This is a genomic window from Intrasporangium sp. (genome assembly GCF_040414665.1).
Classification (GTDB): Bacteria; Actinomycetota; Actinomycetes; order Actinomycetales; family Dermatophilaceae; genus Intrasporangium.
The window spans coordinates 1-18754 of sequence record NZ_JBEDUL010000113.1 but is presented as its reverse complement, the minus strand read 5'-3'; the positions used below and the strand labels follow the sequence as shown (position 1 = coordinate 18754).

Annotated in this window: 18 protein-coding genes; 6 read left to right on the top strand and 12 right to left on the bottom strand. The window is 69.6% G+C overall.

The window, feature by feature from the left end:
- Positions 1-99: 99 nt before the first annotated feature.
- The 5 genes from ABF401_RS12340 to ABF401_RS12320 form a co-directional block, all read right to left on the bottom strand.
- Entirely contained in the window at positions 100-1326 is a 1227-nt protein-coding gene (locus ABF401_RS12340) for an adenylate/guanylate cyclase domain-containing protein (protein WP_353509865.1), read from the bottom strand.
- Between the two features lie 5 nt (positions 1327-1331).
- Complete coding sequence (locus ABF401_RS12335) at positions 1332-2711, bottom strand: pyridoxal phosphate-dependent decarboxylase family protein (RefSeq protein ID WP_353509864.1); 1380 nt, start codon at positions 2709-2711, stop codon at positions 1332-1334.
- Between the two features lie 84 nt (positions 2712-2795).
- The gene (locus ABF401_RS12330) at positions 2796-3236 is read right to left on the bottom strand and encodes a hypothetical protein (RefSeq protein WP_353509863.1); all 441 of its coding nucleotides are present in this window, start codon (positions 3234-3236) and stop codon (positions 2796-2798) included.
- Positions 3237-3579: 343 nt separating this feature from the next.
- Positions 3580-4326, bottom strand: a complete 747-nt coding sequence (locus ABF401_RS12325) for an ABC transporter permease (RefSeq protein WP_353509862.1) — start codon at positions 4324-4326, stop codon at positions 3580-3582.
- Positions 4323-5045 (bottom strand): ABC transporter ATP-binding protein, encoded by a 723-nt coding sequence (locus ABF401_RS12320; protein WP_353509861.1) that lies wholly within the window; start codon positions 5043-5045, stop codon positions 4323-4325. Before ABF401_RS12320 ends, ABF401_RS12325 begins: the two co-directional genes overlap by 4 nt.
- A gap of 217 nt (positions 5046-5262) precedes the next feature.
- Here ABF401_RS12320 and ABF401_RS12315 point away from each other — a divergent pair, with 217 nt between their 5' ends.
- The 4 genes from ABF401_RS12315 to ABF401_RS12300 are packed head-to-tail and all read left to right on the top strand — an operon-like array spanning position 5263 to position 7764.
- Complete coding sequence (locus ABF401_RS12315; protein ID WP_353509860.1) at positions 5263-6471, top strand: sensor histidine kinase; 1209 nt, start codon at positions 5263-5265, stop codon at positions 6469-6471.
- Positions 6468-7163, top strand: coding sequence for a response regulator (locus ABF401_RS12310; protein WP_353509859.1), 696 nt, complete (start codon positions 6468-6470; stop codon positions 7161-7163). Before ABF401_RS12315 ends, ABF401_RS12310 begins: the two co-directional genes overlap by 4 nt.
- A gap of 30 nt (positions 7164-7193) precedes the next feature.
- Positions 7194-7430: a hypothetical protein gene (locus tag ABF401_RS12305; RefSeq protein WP_353509858.1), complete on the top strand. Its 237-nt coding sequence runs from the start codon at positions 7194-7196 to the stop codon at positions 7428-7430.
- Positions 7423-7764: a type II toxin-antitoxin system PemK/MazF family toxin gene (locus ABF401_RS12300; RefSeq protein ID WP_353509857.1), complete on the top strand. Its 342-nt coding sequence runs from the start codon at positions 7423-7425 to the stop codon at positions 7762-7764. The genes ABF401_RS12305 and ABF401_RS12300 overlap by 8 nt, the downstream gene beginning before the upstream one ends.
- Before the next feature lie 40 nt (positions 7765-7804).
- Here ABF401_RS12300 and ABF401_RS12295 read toward each other — a convergent pair whose 3' ends face one another.
- The 5 genes from ABF401_RS12295 to ABF401_RS12275 form a co-directional block, all read right to left on the bottom strand.
- Positions 7805-9379: an FG-GAP-like repeat-containing protein gene (locus ABF401_RS12295; RefSeq protein ID WP_353509856.1), complete on the bottom strand. Its 1575-nt coding sequence runs from the start codon at positions 9377-9379 to the stop codon at positions 7805-7807.
- Positions 9380-9560: 181 nt separating this feature from the next.
- Positions 9561-11183, bottom strand: a complete 1623-nt coding sequence (locus ABF401_RS12290; protein WP_353509855.1) for a LuxR C-terminal-related transcriptional regulator — start codon at positions 11181-11183, stop codon at positions 9561-9563.
- The gene (locus ABF401_RS12285) at positions 11108-12331 is read right to left on the bottom strand and encodes a flavin-containing monooxygenase (RefSeq protein ID WP_353509854.1); all 1224 of its coding nucleotides are present in this window, start codon (positions 12329-12331) and stop codon (positions 11108-11110) included. Before ABF401_RS12285 ends, ABF401_RS12290 begins: the two co-directional genes overlap by 76 nt.
- Positions 12312-12629, bottom strand: coding sequence for a hypothetical protein (locus ABF401_RS12280; RefSeq protein ID WP_353509853.1), 318 nt, complete (start codon positions 12627-12629; stop codon positions 12312-12314). The genes ABF401_RS12285 and ABF401_RS12280 overlap by 20 nt, the downstream gene beginning before the upstream one ends.
- Positions 12630-12771: 142 nt before the next feature.
- Positions 12772-13782: a GlxA family transcriptional regulator gene (locus ABF401_RS12275; RefSeq protein ID WP_353509852.1), complete on the bottom strand. Its 1011-nt coding sequence runs from the start codon at positions 13780-13782 to the stop codon at positions 12772-12774.
- 225 nt (positions 13783-14007) lie between these two features.
- Here ABF401_RS12275 and ABF401_RS12270 point away from each other — a divergent pair, with 225 nt between their 5' ends.
- Together ABF401_RS12270 and ABF401_RS12265 are read left to right on the top strand one after the other, a co-directional pair.
- The gene (locus tag ABF401_RS12270) at positions 14008-14946 is read left to right on the top strand and encodes an NAD-dependent epimerase/dehydratase family protein (RefSeq protein WP_353509851.1); all 939 of its coding nucleotides are present in this window, start codon (positions 14008-14010) and stop codon (positions 14944-14946) included.
- A gap of 51 nt (positions 14947-14997) precedes the next feature.
- A complete protein-coding gene (locus ABF401_RS12265) occupies positions 14998-16344 on the top strand; it encodes a DUF6880 family protein (protein WP_353509850.1) in 1347 nt (448 codons plus the stop codon).
- A 166-nt stretch (positions 16345-16510) separates the two neighbouring features.
- Here the strand turns inward: ABF401_RS12265 and ABF401_RS12260 are convergent, their stop codons facing one another.
- On the bottom strand, positions 16511-18277 hold the full coding sequence (locus tag ABF401_RS12260) for a SulP family inorganic anion transporter (RefSeq protein ID WP_353509849.1): 1767 nt from the start codon (positions 18275-18277) through the stop codon (positions 16511-16513).
- 88 nt (positions 18278-18365) lie between these two features.
- The coding region (locus tag ABF401_RS12255) for a methyltransferase family protein (protein ID WP_353509848.1) at positions 18366-18754 on the bottom strand (389 nt) is incomplete at its 5' end.

Sequence of the window (18754 nt, the reverse complement as noted above, 5' to 3'; positions counted from 1 at the left end):
GTTACGGCACGTCGACGTCGTCGACGAAGGTGTCGTATGCCGCTGGGCTCGACTGCGCTGTCTCGCGGGGTGCCCCATCGGTTGGGTCATCGCCGGCAGTCACGACATTGACCGTTGGCCGGTGAGGAGGAACGTCTCCATCGGCCCCTTCCCTTTGACGGTCACCGTCCCTCGCGGCCGGACGACGAACTGCTCCGAGAGCGCGGCTGCGACGCGTCCGGTCACCTGGATCTCGCCGGCCAGCCCGTGCGACTCCATCCGGCTGGCGGTGTTGACCGTGTCGCCCCACAGGTCGTAGATGAACTTGCGTCGACCGATGACGCCCGCGACCGCCGGCCCACTGTCGATCCCGATCCGAACGGCGAGCCACGAGTGGCCGGTCTGGAGGGCAACGCGCTCGAGCTCTGCTCGCATCGCGAGCGCGGTGAGTGCGATCGCTGTCAGGTGGTCCGGACGTGGGTCGGGCAGCCCGCCGGCGACCATGTACGCGTCTCCGATGGTCTTGATCTTCTCGACGCCGTGCCGGTCCGCGACGTGGTCGAAAGCAGTGAAGATCCGGTCGAGGAGCGCGACCAGCTCCTCAGCGGACATCACCATGGCGTGTTCGGTGAAGTCGACCAGGTCGGCGAAGAGCACGCTGACGTCGTCATAGCGCTCAGCGATGATGCCGTCCCTTTCCTTGAGCCGCTGGGCTATCGGCGAGGGAAGCACGTTGAGCAGAAGCCGCTCGGAGCGTTCCCGCTCGATCTCCAGTGCGGCTCGGGCCCGCTCGCGCTGCTCGACGAAGTAGCCGAGCATGACGAACGCGCTCAGCGTCACGCCCATGACATTGAGCACGAAGAAGGTGACCACGAAGGCGGCGGGGAGCTCGGCAGGGTGCGCCGCGAACCTCGAGTCCAGGATCGCGAGCAGCACCAGCCACAGGAAGCACGCTGCGAGCCAGGCGAGTGCGCGCCTGACTCCGAGCATCGCCAGCGCCGCCAACGGGGTGAAGGCCGCCCACAGCACCATGCCGCTCGATGCCACGAAGCCACCCAGCGACGCCTGGAGGAGACCGGGGAGGATGAGAAAGGCCACGAGCTGGGTCGTGCGGAAGACGGCGAAACGCCGAGTCCTGGCGAGAACCACGAGTCCCATCACGGTGAGCACCTGGTAGGCCGCCGGAATGGCGGCAGCAACGGGGTAGCCGTAGAAGAGGTAGGTCAGGACCCAGACGAACGACAGCAGAACGATGAGCACCGAAGCGAGGACGAGCGTGCCCTGGCGCAGCCGTTCGTCCCTGGTGTCACCCGGGTTCGCACCGAGCTCCGCCAGCGCGGCGAGCACGCGCTTCACCCGCGCGCCGCTCGCAGGATCGCGTCGGCCGACAGGTCGATGTCGCGGTCAGTCGTGGTTGCGTTGGACACCGACACCCGGATGAGCCGCCGGCCCTGCCACGTCGTGCCGCCGACCCAGCACGTCCCGTCTCGTTGGATCCGGCCGATGGCCGAGTCGGTCTCCTCCTCGTCCCCGACCCCGACCAGGACCTGGTTGAGGACGACGTCGTTGACGATCTCCACTCCCCCGGCGGCCAGGCGGTCGGCCATACGCCGGGCCAGGGCACAGGAGCGTTCGACGAGCGCAGCAACGCCGGACGATCCGAGCTCCTGCAGAGCGGCCCAGACAGCGAATCCTCTTGCCCTACGGCTTGACTCGGGCGTCAGGTCACCGAGGACGAAGTCGGAGGTCGCTCCGGAACCGCTGAGGTAAGGAGCACGGTAGGACATCGTCGCGGCATGAAGACCGGGGTCGACGCAGAACACGAGGCCGCAGTCGTAGGGCACGTTGAGCCATTTGTGCGCATCGGTCCCCCACGAGTCCGCGAGCTCGACCCCCTCGACGAGGTGGGCATGACGCGCGCTCGCCGCGGCCCAGAGGCCGAAGGCACCGTCGACGTGAACCCACGCGCCCCGCTCGTGCGCGATCGGGACAGCGGAGCGCAGGTCGTCACACGCGCCCGTGTTGACGTTGCCGAGCTGAAGGCAGACGACTGTCGGTCCAGCGTCCCCCCGGTCGAGGACCCCACGCAGTGTGTTGAGATCGATGGCTCCGTTGCCATCCGTCCCGACCGTCTCGATGCTCGCAGTCCCCAGTCCGAGCAGCTGAACCGCTCGGTCGATGGTCGCGTGTCGCTCCTCGCTCGCGACGACGCGAACCCGTGGTGCGCCGGCCAGCCCGTCGCGGGCGACGTCCCACCCGGATTCCGCCAGCACCTTGTTGCGGCCGATGGCGAGCCCCACGGTGTTGGCCGCTTGCGCCCCGGTGACGAAGCCCGTCGACGCCGAACCGGGCAGGTGCAGCAGTTCCTTGAGCCAGCCTCCCGCAGCGCGCTCGGCCGCCGCCGCTGCTGGTGACAGCACCTCGTTGTAGGCGCACTGGTCCCACCCGACGGCGAGCAGGTCGGCGGCTGCAGCGGCCGGAGACGAGCCCCCGATGACGAAGCCGAAGTACCGCGGGCCGACCGTGCCGACCAGACCTGGTTCGGCAGCGGCGACGAGCTTGTCGACGACCTCGGCCGCCGGTGTCGGATCGCTTGGCAGCGGTCCGCCGAACGCCTTGTCGAGTTCGGCCCGACCCGTCGAGGGTTGGACCGGGAGACCACCGACTCTGTGGCGGTAGTCCGCCGCGACCTGCGCGGCACGGGCGAAGAGGAGCGGCAGATCGGCGGGCACACGACTACGGTCCTCCAGCCTCGACCGCCGCGCATGGCGTTTGCCAGATCGCGGACGGGCAAGCGGTTGTGACGGGTCGGTCGGTCAGGAGACCGACGCCAGAGGTTCGGGCATGGCAAACACACCTTCGCGGGTGGCCACGTGGAAACCAAGCAGGCGTACCCGGTGGACGGCGCAGAGCTCGATGGCCCGCTCATGACACGCGCGATCGAGGTCGTCAGGACGGGACCCGTGCGGTCGGCCACGCCCGATCAGCACCGATCCGTGGGTCTCGACCACCAGGGGGAGCACGATCTCCAACAGCTTCGTGAGCCCATCGACGATCTCGTCCGCGTCAGGTATGTCCTTCAGGACGATGGGCTGGAGGCCGCGGTGATGCTCGTCGCACACCATCATTCCGACGGCACCGCGGGCTCGGTCGTCGAGGCCGAGGATGAGGTCGATGACGTCGCCAGCGAGGCGGCGATCGGTGAGCGGCAGGTGCCGCGCATTCTGCGGCAGGTCCGTGAATGACATGACGGTCATGGTCTCGAAGGAGCCACCTTCGCCCGGACGGTTATCCACAGTCCGCGCAGCTTCAGCGCCGTTCCTGGTCGTGAGCTCGGCCGTTACGGCGTCCTGCCAGGGATGGAGTGGCGCCCGAGAGGAAGGTGCTGCCCATGACGCACCAGAACTCGGACGGGCCGGACGGGACGCAGCCGCAACACCCCGACCCCGAAGTACTCGAAAGCCAGGAAGAGGAGCAGCCGTCGGACGAGTGAGCACTCCCGCGGGCCTCGCCACGGCTCGGGATGCGTGAAAGTTCGCACCCCCACATCGGGGGTGCGAACTTCCATACAGACCGCCGTCGGCCATTCGAGGACGCGGGTCAGTGCGCCTCACGACTCAGGGTCAGCCGGGTCGCGATCGCCGAGAGGGCGAGCGCCCAACCGGTCAGCACCAGCGCCGAGACCCAGGGCGAGAGCAGCTGTGAGCCCGCGCTGCCGACGCTCGTCAAGGCGAGAGCGTTGCCGGCCGGGAGCCACTTGCCGACCTGTGGGGCGACAGTCGACAGGATCCCGATCTCGATGATCATGGCCCAGGCGATCCCGCCGACGATCGCGGTCACCGTGTTGCGGGTCAGGGCACCGAGCGCGACGCCGAACAGCCCGAACAGCGCGGTCGAGACGGTGGCGCCGACCCAGAGCTGCGTCAGGTCGACGGGGAGCGTGTGCACGCCGCGCGAGGCGTAGATGAGCACCGCCTCGAACCAGGCCAATCCGAAGGCCACCGCGCCCAGCACGGCACCGAGGCCGAGGGCGGTCGCCAGCTTGGCGACGAGGACCCGAGCCCGCTGCGGTGTCGCGAGGAAGGTCGAGACGATCGTCCGGGTCCGGTACTCGGAGGCGACCATGATGACGCCCATCGACAGCATGACCATCGAGGTCAGGGCCGAGACGGAGACCGCGTGGTTGACGTGGTCGGTCGAGCCGAACGCCGGCCCACCGGGTGCGATCGGGCCCAACGTGTTCGTCGCGACCGACAGACCCCCGAGGAGGGCCGTGATGACGATGGCGACCCACGCGGCCGGCGTCGTCCGGAGCTTGTGCAGCTCGAGGGAGATGAGGCGGTTCATGACCAGGCTTCCTGTTCTGTGTGGGTGGGGTGGGTGATCGAGTGGAAGACCGACTCGAGGTCGGTGTCGGCGACGAGGTCGGCGAGCGCCCCAGCGGCCGCGAGCCGGCCCTGGCTGATGACGATGAGGTCGTCCGCGACGGCCTCGACCTCGCTGAGCAGGTGACTCGAGAGGAGCACCGTGCCACCGCGATCGGCGAAGGACCGGAGATAGCGACGCATCTCCCTGATGCCGTCCGGGTCGAGCCCGTTGAGCGGCTCGTCGAGGATGAGCACGGATGGCTCGCCGATGACGGCCGAGGCGAGGGCGAGGCGCTGGCGCATGCCAAGCGAGTAGCCGCCGACCCGACGCCGTGCCGCCCCGTCGAGGCCGAACCGATGGAGCAGCTCGTCCGCCTGAGACGGTGCCACTCCGGCTTGCCTGGCGATGATGCGCAGGTGGTTCCGGGCGGTCCGGTTCGGGTGGAAGCCTTGGTCGAGGACGGCCCCGACGACCCGCGTGGGGTGGGTCAGGTCGCGGTAGCGCCGCCCGTCGATGGTCGCGGAGCCGGTCGTCGGCTCGGCCAGGCCGAGCAGGATCCGCAGTGCTGTCGTCTTGCCGGCGCCGTTGGGGCCGACGAACGCGGTGACCCGGCCGGGCATCGCAACTGCCGTGAACCCGTCGAGTGCCGCGACGTCGCCGTAGCGCTTGGTCAGCTCGTGGAAGGAAAGGGTTGACATGTGGGTGGACTCCTCGGTGTGGGTGCCCCGCTTCGGTTGCGGCGGGGGCATGTCAACCACCGTCCGCCCCGGCCCGGGTAGCCGTCGTCGGCCCCGCGGGCGAACCTCACCGTCCGCCTGCGGGCTGATGGAGCGTGAGCGAGCTGGGCGGCATACACCTTGCGGCTTACTCCTCGAAGCGGATCCGCACCTCGACGCACGCCCCTACCGTTGAGGTATGTCCCAGCTCACCCGACCGCGGGTGCCGCGACTCGACCCGCGCCTCTTCGACGCGCTCGTCGCCGTCGGTCTGTTCGTCGTGCTCGTCCTGTCCTTCCCGGGGCCGACCACGACGGGCCTGAGGCCGGCCGACGCGGGGGCGTGGGCCCTCGCGCTCGGGTTGTCCATGCCGTATGCCGCTCACCGCCGGCTCCCGTGGCTGGCCCTTGTGGTGGCCTTGGGCTCGCTCGTGACCTGGGCGCTCCTGCACTACGCCCCGTACCCGGGAATCGGGGCTCTCGTGCTGCTCTTCGGGCTGACGCTGCATGGGACGAGACGGGCGTCGCTCGTGGCCTTCAGCGCCACGGTCGCCACTCTCGCAGTCTCGCTGGCCCTCCAACCGGCGGGCGTTGTCGTCCTCGCCGACTGGATCTCAAGCCTCCTCGCGGCCTGCGTCGCGTGGCTGGCGGCCGACAACCTACGACAGCGCCGGGCCCGCTGGGCGGCGCTCGAGGAACGGGCGCTGCTCCTGGAACGGGAACGGGAGGAGCGCGAGCGCGCCGCCGTTGCCGCCGAGCGGCTCCGGATCGCCCGTGAGCTGCACGACGTCGTCGCGCACTCGATGTCGGTCATCGCCGTCCAGGCCGGTGTCGGGTCGCACGTCATCGACCAGGACGTCGCCAGCGCGAAGGCGGCGCTCGCCACGATCGAGACGACGAGCCGAGATGCGCTGGCCGAGATGCGGCGCATGCTCGGGGTGCTCCGCGACGGCACCGAGCCGGTCGAGGTCCAGCCCGTCCACGGCCTGGCCGACCTGCCGTCACTCGCGGCCCAGATGCGACGGACCGGACTCGGCGTGACCCTTGAGGCACCAACGGGGACGCAGGTGCCCGCCTGTGTCGATCTGACCGCCTACCGCGTCGTCCAGGAGGCGCTGACGAACGTGCTCAAGCACGGCGGCCCGGTCGCGCACGTGCGCGTCGGGATCGACGACGAGCTCGTGACCATCGAGGTGACCGATGACGGCAGCAGTGCTGCCGACAGCGGCCCTGCCGGCCCTGCCGGCCCTGCCAGTCCTGCCGCTCGTGTCGCCGTCGGCTCGGGGCAGGGGCTGGCGGGGATGCGCGAGCGGCTCTCGCTCTATGGGGGCACCTTCGAGGCGGGACCCCAACTCGGCGGTGGCTTCCGGGTCCTCGCCTCGCTCCCCCGCGATGCGAGCGCGTCATGACCCAAGAGGCCCGCACCCGCGTCGTCGTCGTGGACGACCAGGCGCTGGTCCGGGGCGCATTCGTCCTGCTCGTCAACTCGGCGACGGACCTCGAAGTCGTCGGCGAGGCCGCCAACGGTGCAGAGGCGGTCGACCTCGTGCGCTCGCTGGCGCCGGACGTCGTCCTCATGGACATCCGAATGCCGGTCATGGACGGGTTGGCGGCCACCCGAGCCATCGGCGACCTCGGCTGTGCGACAAAGGTGCTCGTGCTGACGACTTTCGACCTCGACGAGTACGTCTTCGCCGCGCTGCGGGCCGGCGCGAGTGGCTTCCTCGTCAAGGACACTCCCCCCGCCGACCTCCTCGCCGGCATCCGGGTCGTCGCGAGGGGCGACTCGCTGCTCGGTCCGAGCGCGACCCGACAGCTGATCGAGGAGTTCGTCCGCCGAGGCGTGGCCGACCCTGGCAGTGACCGGCTGCGGTCGACGCCGCCTGAGTCCCTGGCGGTTCTGACCGAGCGGGAGCGCGAGGTCCTCACCCTCGTCGCGCGGGGACTGTCGAATCAGGAGATCGGCGAGGAGCTCTACGTCTCAGCGGCGACCGCCAAGACCCATGTGAGTCGGCTGCTCATGAAGCTCGGCGCCCGCGACCGGACTCAGCTGGTCGTCCTGGCGTACGAGTCCGGCCTCGTCGAGCCACGTCCGAGCTGAGCTGTCCGTCCGACCTGTCATACTTCGGGTATGACTCTGACGACCATCAAGGTGACCACGCACACCCGGGACCGGTTGAAGGCCGCCGCGCGGGCTCAGCGGTCCACCTTGGAGGAGCTCCTCGAGCAGCTGATCTGCGAGCACGAGCGTCGCGGGCGGCTCGAGTCGATGAGAGCGGCGGTGGCGGCAAGCCCCCCCGACGTCATGCGCGCCTACCTCGAGGAGGCAGCCGAGTGGGAGCGCGCAGAGGCCACCCCGCGTGGGTGACCTCGCACCGGGCGACGTCGTGTGGGTCGACCTGGATCCCGTGATGGGTCATGAGCAAGGCGGGCGGCGTCCGCTCCTGGTGGTCTCAGGACGGGACCACCTCGACATCGTCTCCGCGCTCGTCGTCGGCCTGCCCATCACAACCGCGGAGCGTGGCTGGCCCAACCACGTCCGGCTGCACGGCCCGACGGGTCTGGAGCAGCCGTCATTTGCGATGACCGAGCAGCCACGCACGCTGAGTCGCGCCCGGATCCGCAACGTCAGCGGCACGGTCACACCGGCGACCTTGGCACTCGCGCGCCGTTGGGTGGGTGACCTGCTCGAGATCACCTGACCGCGCCGCGCTCCGATGGGGGCGGGGGTGGGCCTGGCCGTCAGTTCGCCGCGAAGACCTCCCTGAGGGCCCATCCGGAGGCCTTGTACTGCCCCGGACCTGCGAAGCCGCCCTTCCCGTTGCCGGGGTAGAACACGAACCGCCCCGACGCCGTGATGCCGATGAGGTCCGCTCTGCCGTCCTTGTTGAAGTCGCGGATGCCGATGATCTTCGAGTAGGTGCTCCAGCCGGAGCCGATCTTGACCCGGCTCCCGGACCAGCCGCCGATCCCGTTGCCCTTGTAGAGGTACAGGCCGCCGTCCGGCGTGCGTGCGATGACGTCGAGGGCTCCATCGCCGGTGAAGTCGCCGGCGGACAGCAGCCTGTCGTAGCCGTTCCAGCCATGGCCGATCTTGATCCGGCTGCCGGCCCACCCGCCGACACCGTTGCCCCGGTAGAGGTAGAGGTCGCCGGAAGGGGTTCGCGCCAGCAGGTCGGTGTTGCCGTCGCCCGAGAAGTCGCCAGCCCCGAAGATCCGGTCGTAGACATTCCAGCCGGAGCCGATCTGGCGGCCGGCATGGACCCGCCCGGCTCCTGTTCCCGTATAGAGATAGAGGCGCCCGTCCGGCGTCCGGGCCACGACGTCTGCATAGCCGTCGCCGTTGAAGTCGCCCGGCGAGAAGACGAGGTTGAAGCTCTGCCAGCGGCTGCCGATCGTCGTCCCGCTGTGGACGTAGCCGGCGCCGGTGCCGGTGTAGAGCCGCAGGGCTCCGCCGTTCGTCGTCGCGAGCAGGTCGGGCAGCGAGTCTCCGGAGAATCCGCGGATCGGGTTCAGCCCGGACGTCCCGTTCAGGGCAACGAACCGGTACCCGTGCGACCGATACCAGTTGATGACGCGCTGGAGGGCCTGGAGCGTGTTGCCGCGGAACGACGAGACGACGGACTCCGCCTCGTGCGAGGCCTTCCCGCCATGCATCAGAACGACCGGGTGGCTCGCGTCGGCCGAGGTCAGGGTCGTCGCCTTGGTGACGATGGAGCTCTGCGCGGCGGCGCTGTAGTAGCCCGGCTGCTTCCAGTCGTTGGAGTCGGTGCTCCACAGCACCGTCTCCATGTTCTCCGACTTCGTCACCGTGGCAACGTTGTTCAGGTAGCCGCCCGGTGGCCGGAAGTAGCAACCCCGATAGCCCACGGTCCGTTGCTGCTGGTTGGCCGTCGACGAGATCTCGCCGGTGAGGTAGGACTCGGACCAGTTGCCGTTCGCCGAGCTCGGGTAGTCGTGGTGCCAGGTGTGGTTGGCGAGGACGTGTCCGTCCGCGGCCGCGCGTTGCATGATCGTCGGCATCTCCGCGGCGTACTGGCCGGTGACGAAGAAGGTCGCCCGGATGTTGTTGCGCCGCAGGATGTTGAGGATCCCGGGCATCCACTCCTTGCGGTCGTCGTCGAAGGTGAGGGCCACCGTCTTGCCGCTACCCGGCGCGACCTTCGTCGTCTTTCCCGCGAGCGTGCTCGAGCAGGTCGCTGCACTGGCCGCCCCGGACTGCTCACCGATCCCCAGCAGCGACACGGCGAACACCGCCGCCAGAACCATGGTCGTGCGCAGTCGGCTGCGCCGCCCGTTCGATCGCTTCGTCGCCATCACCGCGACCTTTCCCACCGAGTCGGGCACCCACCGCCGACCCCCTCACTCGCCAGTGTGCGCTTGACGGAGACGCTGGCAAAGAGTCCAGCCCTGTGTAGAAATGGGCCCGCCTTCTGACGTGGGCGATCCGCACCGAACCGGCCCGGCTCCGCGACCACCGTGCGCGAGGGCGGGACCGCTACGCAAGGTCGTGTTGGTGGGCGTAGGACGCCGCAGCTGTCCGCGACGTGACGCCGGTCTTCGTGAAGATGTTGCTCAGGTGCCGGGCGACCGTCTTCTCACTGAGGAACAGCGCGGTTGCGATCTGCGGGTTGCTCCGACCCGTCGCCACCAGCCGGAGCACCTCGACCTCACGTGCGGTCAGGCCATCCGGGAGTCCGCTCGCGAGGAGCCTCTCGACCTCCCGCCGGTCCGGCTCGGCACCGAGCTCGGCGAAGGTCCGCTGTGCCACCGACAGCTCGGACGTCGCCGACATCCGGTCGCCGAGGGCCCTGAGCGCCAAGCCGATTCGCACTCGTGCGCGCGCAGCGTCATAGCGAGCGCCCAGGTCGATCCACAGCTTCCAGGCAAGTCGCAGCTGCGTGAGGGACGCCGCAGGGTCGCCACGGGCGAGCGCAACGAGCCCAGCGGCATACGCGGCATTGGCAGTGACGGCTTGGCACCCGAAGGACTCCGCGATCGTGCCGAGCTCGACGGACGCCCGCTCCGCCTCGTCGAGCTCACCTGCGGCCACGAGGACATCGACGGCGGAGCCGAGACGCCGCGACCTCATCACGGGGTCGTGCGCCTCGTCGAGGAGACGCCGGAGCGACGCGACGGCAGCACTGGTGCGACCGCGCGCCAGCCAGAGCAGGGCGAGACCGGGCTGGGGCTCGTGGCCCCACCCTGCGGCCTCGTCATAGGCAGCCTCGGCAGCGTCAAGGTCGCCGAGGGTGCGCAGCACCTCACCGCGTTCGTACAGTGCCAGCCCAGCCGCGGGATCCATCCCGTTCGCGGCGTAGCGCTGCGCTGCCGATGCGAGTTCGTCCAGCGCGTCGCGGAAGGAGCCGTGGGCACGCAGGATCTGGCCGCGGTGCACCGCACACTGCCCGGTGAAGGGCACCAGCCCCGGCTGCTCATCGCACCAGCGCGTCAGCACGCCGGTCCACTCCGCCATCCGGTGATAGTCACCGATCTCCTGGCAGCCCTCGATCATCGAGCAGTAGACGTGCCCGGCCATGATCGGCGACACCTCGCCCGTCGCGAGCGCCACCATCGCCTCGTCGAGTCTCGCGAGCCCCTCCGGGACACGCCCGAGGTAGAGCAGGGCACGCCCGGAGCTCGACAGCGCGAAGGCGACGAGGTCCGCGTCGCCAGCGCTCCGCCCGATCCCTTCGATCCGCTCGCAGGTGGCGAGCATGCCGGCGAAGTCACCCGCGAAGAGCAGCCTGAACATCTCGTGGATGAGCAGGTGACCTCGCACTGCGGCGTCGGCTGGCGCGTCCTCGACGAGCCGCTGCGCCCGCGCGACCCAGCCGGCGCCGACGGCCGGCTCTCCGGTCACGGTGAAGAGCATCGCCAGCTGGTCGGCATCCCTCGCCGCCTCGAGCCGGTCGCCCGAGGCGACGTTGATCGAGTGCGCCGCCTGGAGGGCGCGAATCGCTGAGTCACGATCACCGCTGAGGTATGCCGCTGAGCCGAGTGCGCGCAGGTCGTCCACTCCCAGCCTGGCCGGGTCGGCACGCGTCAGATGCTCACGCGCCGCTTCCCAGTCCCGGCGCGCGTAGCCCTGCCGTCCGGCTTCCAGCTCGTCGACGCCCATGTCTGCTCCGTCTCCCGAAGGTACTCCGTCGAGCTCTGCCCACGGGTGAGAACGTGGCGGACGACGTGAGCCGAGTCGGCCCCCGCCCCGAGGATCATCATCGAGCGCGCCGACGACTGGAAGCCCAAACCCATGAAGTAGAGACCGGGTGCGGCGTCGACGACTCCGCCGAGCTCCCGTGGCCAGCCGCGGTCGTCGAAGATGTCGAGATCGATCCAGCCGAACGCCTGCCGGAAGCCGGTGCACCAGATCACGGTGGCGACGTCCACCGGCCCACGGCCCTCGACCACTGGCTTGCCGTTCTCGACACCGGCCACGCGGTCCTTGACCCAGTCCACGCCTCTCTCCTCGAGGTCCTTCGTCTGGATCCTGAGCCGGAAGCCTCCGTGGAAACGAATCTCCTCCATCTCCTTGCGGCCGAGCCGTGTTCGCCGGGTGAGCACGTGGGCGAAGGCGAACAGGACGAGCGGGAAGACGATCCTGAAGCGACGGGAGTCGAAGGGGACGGGGATCTGGCCGAGGTCGCGACCGGCGAGGATCGTCGGGCGCGTCGCCGCAAGCTCGTAGGCGATGTCACAGCCCGAGTGAGAGGCACCAACGATGAGGACCGGGCCCGGTGGCAGGTCGCTCGGCCGGCGGTACTCGCTCGAATGGAGCTGAAGGATCGCCGGGTCCAGTTGGTCGGCGAAGCCGGGCACGGCCGCAGTCCGGCCGAACGTGCCGGTCGCGACGACGACGTTGTCGGCATGGATCTGTCCGCTGTCGGTGGTGACGACGTAGCCACGTGTCGCTCCGTTCCCGCCGACGTCGGCCGCACCTGCGGCCTGGAGACGCACCACGCGCGTACCGAGCCGGACCGGCAGAGCGAGCTCAGCGGCATACGACTCGAGGTAGTCGGCGAACTCCTCCTTGGTCGGGTACGACCACGCCGGCGCGGGGAACGGCTTGCCGGGGAGGCCGTCGGTCCACGCCGGGGTGAAGAGGCGCAGGCTGTCCCACTGTTGGCGCCAGCCGTCCCCGACGCGGCTCTCACTGTCCAGGATGACAAAGGGACGACCCTCGTGCTGGAGCCGGTACCCGGTGGCGAGGCCGGCCTGGCCGGCGCCGATGATCACCGTCTCGATGTGCTCAGGCTGGTGTGTGGACATGGCTGACTCCTTGGGGTGCTGGCGTGGCGCGTCGGCCAGACGAGTACCGGAGGCTCCACAGGAGCATCAGCGCGGACGACGCGAGGTAGAAGGCGTGCAGGGCCCAGATCGGACCGGGCGGCAGATGGAAGACGTAGACCGAGTAGAAGAGGTTGCCGACGTTGGCCAGAACCAGGTGACCGCGGCTATAGGAGCTCAGGTCCTTGGTCCGGACTGCCTTGCCCAGCATCGGTAGCACGCTCCCGGCGAAGATCACCGAGGCGAGAGTGCCGGCTGCGATCGGGATCGAACTGCTCATGCCCTCGACGGTAGGAAGGCAGGCGTGGCGGCCGCGTCGGGCAACTCACCCATTACGCCAGGCCCGGCGATGGGTAGGTCGTCCCATCCGCAACGAGCCCGGCGGCACAAGGCCGCCTACTTTCGCGGGTGCTGGCAGTGGCTCAGGCGGCCGGCGCTCCAAAGGCGGAGTGCAGTGCTGGCTCGGCACCTCCCGCGCGGAACGCGCGGCGGTAGGCGGTCGGCGAGGTCAGCAGGTGCTGCGCGAACCGTTGGCGCAGGGTCACGGCACTGTTGAACCCCGTCTGTGCTGCGATGCGCTCGACGGAGAGGTCAGTCTGCTCGAGCAGCTCGCGCACCCGCGTGAGCCGTTGGTGGCTCAGCCACTTGACCGGGGTGGTCCCTGTCACCTCGCGGAACCGGCGGGAGAAGTTGCGCGGCGACATGTAGGCCCGCGAGGCGAGGTGAGCCAGCCCGAGGTCCTCGTGCAGGTTCTCCAACGCGTACTGCATGGCCCGGCTCACACCTTCCTGCTCGGGCGTGAATCTCGGCACCGGGGTCATGACGAACTGCGCCTGCCCGCCCTCTCGGTGGGGTGCGACAACCATGCTGCGGGCGACGTTGCGCGCGACGTGGGCGCCATGGTCCTTGCGGATGATGTAGAGGCTGAGGTCGATTCCGGCTGCGGTGCCGGCTGACGTCAGGACCTGGCCGTCGTCGACGTAGAGCACGTCGGGATCGACCTTGATCCGCGGGTACACCCGTGCGAGCACCCCCGCGAACTCCCAGTGCGTCGTCGCCGGACGCCCATCGAGTACACCAGCGGCCGCGAGGACGAAGGCGCCCGTGCAGAAGGACACCAGTCGGGCGCCGCGGCGATACGCCCGGCGGATTGCCTCGATCACCTCGGGATCTGCGGGGTGGTCCAGGTCTTCTTCGGCATCGACGACGATGACCGTGTCGGCGTCATCGATGGCCTCGACACCGTGGCGGATCCGCGCCTCGAACAGGCCGTTGACAGCCGCCGCCTCCCCCGGATGCGCCGTGCAGACCTTGACGTCGTACCAGTCGGTCCCACCCTCGGGACGCGGTTCGGCGAAGACCTCCACCGCCACCCCCAGCTCGAAGAGGGTGAAGTCGGTGGGGACGACCACCGCGACTCGATGTGCTGCCATCCCTCGACGGTACGTTTCCACACTCGGTCGGCACAGTGGCGCGAACGACAGCAACCGATGATTTCCAGCCAGCCACCCGCGCAGACTGCCGAGTCTGGATGGAGTCGCGCCATGGTGCCGCGAACCCATTGATCGGACGCGGCCGGAGTTCTGCAATTCCTTGAGGGCCGACGCTCGAACGGGCCGGCAACCGCCGCCCAGCAGCCGGCCAAGGAGGCGAGACCCATGCGAATCTTCTTCGCGGGCGGAACGGGTGTCATTGCGCGCCATGCGATCCCGGAGCTTGTCAGGGCTGGCCACGAGGTGCACGGCTCGTCTCGGTCCTGGCTTGGTGAGGCCAAGTTGCGCCGGCTCGGCGCGCGCCCCGTCACGCTGGACGCCACTGACGCGGATGCCGTCCGGGACGTGCTGCGCGGCGTGCGACCAGACGTCGTGGTGAACATGCTCACGGACCTCAAGAACCCTCCCAGCTTCCGAGACCTCGACGGGACCATGGGCGGCACCAACCGGCTGCGCACGGAGGGCACCGACTCGTGGCTCGCGGCCGCCCTCGACGTCGGGGTGCGCACGTACGTCGCTCAGTCGTTCGCCGGCTGGTTCAGCGAGCCCCATGGTGTGACCGGGGAGGACGAGGTCGCGGAGCTCCTTGCCGACCCTCCGAAGTCGGCCACCAGGACCGTGCGTGCGCTCCAGCATCTCGAGTCGAGCGTCACCGCCGCCCCCGGCGGGGTGGTCCTCCGCTTCGGCGTCCTCTACGGCGAGCGCACGAGCCTTGGCACGTACGGCCACACGCTGGAGGAGGTGAAGCGGCGACGGATCCCCGTTGTCGGAGGCGGGCAGGGCATCTGGTCGTTCTGCCACATCGAGGACGCGGCTCATGCCGTCGCGCTGGCCGTGGACTCCGAGGTCACCGGCCTGTTCGAGATCGTGGACCACGAGCCCGCGCCGGTCCATCAGTGGCTGCCCGAGCTGGCCAGAGCCGTGGGCGCCAAACCCCCGCGACACGTGCCGACGTGGCTGGCAAGGCCGTTCATCGGCGATTTCGGCGTCCACCTCATGACGGCTGCTCCAGGCGCCTCGAACAGCCTGGCGGCGAGGAACCTCGGGTTCAAGCCACGGCACGAGACCTGGGCGGAGGGATTCCACACCGGTCTCGGCGGTTAGCGCCAGGCAGCCCGCCGGGCCGACGTCACCACCATGGTGCAGGATCTGGGCGTGGCCAGGATCATTCGCACGACCTATGACGACGGGACGGTTGTCGAGGAGCCGTGGCCGTACGACGCCGAGGACGTCTGGGAGCCGGCACCCGACGAGTCGGAGGTCGCGGCTACCTTGGAGGACCTCGTCTACGAGGCCGTGGACACCATCGAGCGGGGTGAGGACCGCTACAGGGCCTATGTGGTCCACACGAGTCTGGGCAGCGTCCTCGACCAGATCCACTCCGAGATCCGGCGGGGCTGCGCAGGCGCCACCCATCGGGCGCTGCGCCTGGCGATCGAGGAGGTCGACGAGCTCGTCGATGAGGGGATCGAGGACTCCTACGGGACCCTGAGCGAGCTGCTCCAGCGCGCGGTGGATCTCTACGCGGTCGCCTGCGCCAAGGGCGAGGCTGATCCCGAGGAGGTCGCCGATTGGCTCCTTGACTTCCGACTGAGGAGCAGGGACGTCGACTCGGCCAGCGCACCGCTGTCCGTGTTTGCCGACGCCCTAGGGGATCGCGGCCTGGCCATACTCCGGATCGCTCTCGACGAGGCCGACGCAGCCGCGCAGGCGCGGGGTCTCCTCACCCAGTCGAGGCTGACGGACGACCTGCTCGTCGAGCTGGCAGATCTCGACGGTGACGTCGACGGGGCTGTGGCCATCCTCCAGCGTGAGCCTGCGGATCCTGTCGGCATCGTCCGACGGCTCGTTGTGGCCGGACGAGGCGAAGCAGCTGTCGAGTGGGTCGACCGAGCCAGGGCGGCTCAACGCGTGTCGGCCATGGGTGCGACCGCCCATCACCTCGGCGCCATCGAGATCGCCGAGCTCTACGCCGCCCTCGATCGACGCCACGAGGCTCTGGAGACGATGCGGACAGCCTTCAAGGACCTGCCGGTTTGGACGGTCTTTCGTGCACTCGGCGAGTTCGCTGGGCGGTTCGGGCTGGGCGAGGTCGAGCAGAGCTGGGCCAGGGACGAGGCCCGCCGCATCGCAGAACGAAAGGGCGGCGACGGGAGCGCGCTGGTGTCGATCGCACTCGGCCAAGGAGATCCGGACGCCGCGTGGCGCGCGGCCGACACGTACGGACCTGGCAGCGAGGACGAGCGGCTCGTCGACCAGACGGCCGAGTCACACCCGCTGCGCGCCGTTGCCCATTACCGTTCTCGGGTCGAGAGGATGCTGGAGCGACCCGACGCGCCCCTCTACCCTGCCGTCGCCGCGCTGCTCGTTCGCATGGGCGATCTCGCACAGCTCGGCGGTGAGGCCGAAGCCTGGCGGGAGTTCGTGCTCAGCCTGCGCGATCGCTTCCGCAATCGCCCGGCGCTGCGTCGGGAGCTCGACAAGGCACGCCTCCCCGGCTGAACGACCGGTCACCCCCAGCCGCGGTATCACCTTCGGGCGCGAAGAGGCGCCAGCCGCTCGGGGTCAGGCTGGCGCCTCGTCCAACCCCTCCATCGCAGCACGGACCGCGGCGTTACACGTCCCACGCGCTCGGCGACGGTGAGCTGCGCGGCCGTCTCCGACGTCGTCACGTCTCCCTCGAGTCGCCAGCTCGGTCGGCGGCACGGTCGCCGGCTCGCTCGGCGGTTCGGTCACCGGCAGGGTCGGCTGGCAGCGGCGCCGGCGCGGACGAGCGGAACGCCGCAATGGCCTCCTCGACGGTCGGGTACACGTGGTCGATGTGGAGCAGCGCGATCACTCCGAACCGTTCGAGGGTGGCCCGCAGGTCCGGATCCAGGCCGGCCAGGGCGAACGTCGCGTGGCGGTTGTGGACGAACGTGACGAGCTGGTGCAGTGCGGCGCCCGCCGAGTAGTCGACGTCGGGGATCGCGGAGCAGTCGAGCACGAGCCAGCGCACCGGGTCCGGGGCGCTGGTGATCAGCTCCTGGACATCGTCGGAGAACTGGTTGGCGTTGGCGTAGAACAGGTCGGCGTCGTAGCGGAAGACGAGAAGCCCCGGAGCGCTCTGCATTCCCGGCGCGGCCCTCTGGAAGGTCGGCTCGCCCCCGGCGTCGAGGCCGAGCACGAACCGGTGGGGACGGTACTGGCGCCGCACCATCTCGATGAGCGAGAGCACGACGGCCAGGACGATGCCCTGCTGCACCCCGACCGCGAACACGAAGACGGCGGTGAGGATGGCGATGTAGCACTCGCTGCGACGGGCGGCCCAGACCAGCCTCAGTCCGGCAATGTCGACCAGGTCGAGGCCGATGACGAAGACGATCGCGCCAAGCACGGGTTTGGGCAGGTTCGTCAGGACGCTGGTGAAGAACAGCAGGATGAGGAGCACGACCACGGCCATGGTTGCGTTGGCGACCTGGGTCTTGCCCTTCTGCTCGTCGAGGATCTGGGTCTTGGTGGGGCTTCCGTTGACCACGAAGGTGCCGCTGAGGCCCGCGGCCAGGTTCGCCCCGCTGAGGCCGACGATGTCGCGGTTGATGTCGACCCGCTGGCCGTGCCGGGTGGCGAAACTGCGTGAGGTCGCGGCGCTCTGCGCGATGATGAGCACGAAGCAGGAGAAGGCCACCGTCAACAGCGGCGGGATGTCGGACCAGCCGACCCCCTGGGGCAGCCCGATCGGCGGGAAGCCGCCCTGCATCGCCCCCACGACGGCCACGCCGTGCGCCGACACGTCCGCGACGCTCGCCACGATGATCGACAGCACCACCGCAACGATCGCGCCGGGCACCTTCGGCAGGATCGCCTTGAACCCGAGGATGATCGCGAGCGTGGCGACGGCGAAGGCGAGCGTCGGCACGCTGACCTCGCCCAGGGAGGTCAGCGTGTGCCACTGCTGCTGGAACCAGTTCCCCTTGCCCTTGGGGATCCCGAGCATGTCTGGCAGCTGCCCGGTGAACACCTGGATGCCGACGCCGGTCAGGAAGCCGATGAGGACCGAGGCCGACAGGAAGTCGCCGAGGAACCCGAGGCGCAACAGCCGGGCCAGCAACAGGAGCACGCCGCAGAGGAGCGCGGTCAGCGACGTCAGGGCGAGCCACTGCGGCGAGTAGGGCGTGAGTCCCGCGAGCCCGAAGGTGGCCAGGCCCCCTGCGAGGATGGCCGCGGTCGCCGAGTCGGCTCCGACCACGAGCAGTCGGGACGAGCCGAGCAGCGCGAACACGATGGCCGGGAACAGAACCGTGTACAGCCCGGTGATGACCGGCACCTGGGCGATGGAGGTGTAGCCCATCGTCTCGGGCACGGCCACTGCGGCGAGGGTCAGCCCGGCGACGATGTCCGTGCGCAGCCACGACCTCTGGTAGCCGCGGAGCGACTCGGGGACGAACCGAGACATGGGACCAGAGTCCGACTCGCTCGGCGAACGCACATCACCCCGACCGGGTGGGATGTGGCGCGCCACGCCCACGGATCACGACGCCGGCTCACAACCAGCGCCGGACTCGGGCGCGATACTGCGCATAGTCCGTTCCGAGGCGCTCGCTGAGGTAGCGCTCCTCCGGCAGGACCGCACCGTAGTGGAGGCCCGCGAAAGCCAGCGGAGCCAGGGCCAGCGCAACCCATGAGGACGCGATCAGCGCTGCGCCGACGTAGAGCGCCAGCAGGCCCACGTAGAGCGGGTTGCGCGACACGCGAAACGGGCCCTCGTCCAGCAATGTCGTCGTGCGCTGCCCCGGGAGAAGCCCGGTCCGATGACGCGCGAAGAGGATCAGCGACCAGCCGTTCCACGCGATGAAGAACACGACGAGCGCCCAGCCGAGGCCGACCGCGATCGGGCCGAGGTCCATCGTGAGCCCCCAAGCCCTCTCGATCA

What these genes read in the sequence shown, in the direction of transcription:
- ABF401_RS12330 (WP_353509863.1), bottom strand. Translation starts at nt 3,236, where the DNA reads ATGACCGTCATGTCATTCACGGACCTGCCGCAGAATGCGCGGCACCTG.
- ABF401_RS12325 (WP_353509862.1), bottom strand. Translation starts at nt 4,326, where the DNA reads ATGAACCGCCTCATCTCCCTCGAGCTGCACAAGCTCCGGACGACGCCG.
- ABF401_RS12320 (WP_353509861.1), bottom strand. Translation starts at nt 5,045, where the DNA reads ATGTCAACCCTTTCCTTCCACGAGCTGACCAAGCGCTACGGCGACGTC.
- ABF401_RS12315 (WP_353509860.1), top strand. Translation starts at nt 5,263, where the DNA reads ATGTCCCAGCTCACCCGACCGCGGGTGCCGCGACTCGACCCGCGCCTC.
- ABF401_RS12310 (WP_353509859.1), top strand. Translation starts at nt 6,468, where the DNA reads ATGACCCAAGAGGCCCGCACCCGCGTCGTCGTCGTGGACGACCAGGCG.
- ABF401_RS12305 (WP_353509858.1), top strand. Translation starts at nt 7,194, where the DNA reads ATGACTCTGACGACCATCAAGGTGACCACGCACACCCGGGACCGGTTG.
- ABF401_RS12295 (WP_353509856.1), bottom strand. Translation starts at nt 9,379, where the DNA reads ATGGCGACGAAGCGATCGAACGGGCGGCGCAGCCGACTGCGCACGACC.
- ABF401_RS12290 (WP_353509855.1), bottom strand. Translation starts at nt 11,183, where the DNA reads ATGGGCGTCGACGAGCTGGAAGCCGGACGGCAGGGCTACGCGCGCCGG.
- ABF401_RS12285 (WP_353509854.1), bottom strand. Translation starts at nt 12,331, where the DNA reads ATGTCCACACACCAGCCTGAGCACATCGAGACGGTGATCATCGGCGCC.
- ABF401_RS12280 (WP_353509853.1), bottom strand. Translation starts at nt 12,629, where the DNA reads ATGAGCAGTTCGATCCCGATCGCAGCCGGCACTCTCGCCTCGGTGATC.
- ABF401_RS12275 (WP_353509852.1), bottom strand. Translation starts at nt 13,782, where the DNA reads ATGGCAGCACATCGAGTCGCGGTGGTCGTCCCCACCGACTTCACCCTC.
- ABF401_RS12270 (WP_353509851.1), top strand. Translation starts at nt 14,008, where the DNA reads ATGCGAATCTTCTTCGCGGGCGGAACGGGTGTCATTGCGCGCCATGCG.
- ABF401_RS12260 (WP_353509849.1), bottom strand. Translation starts at nt 18,277, where the DNA reads ATGTCTCGGTTCGTCCCCGAGTCGCTCCGCGGCTACCAGAGGTCGTGG.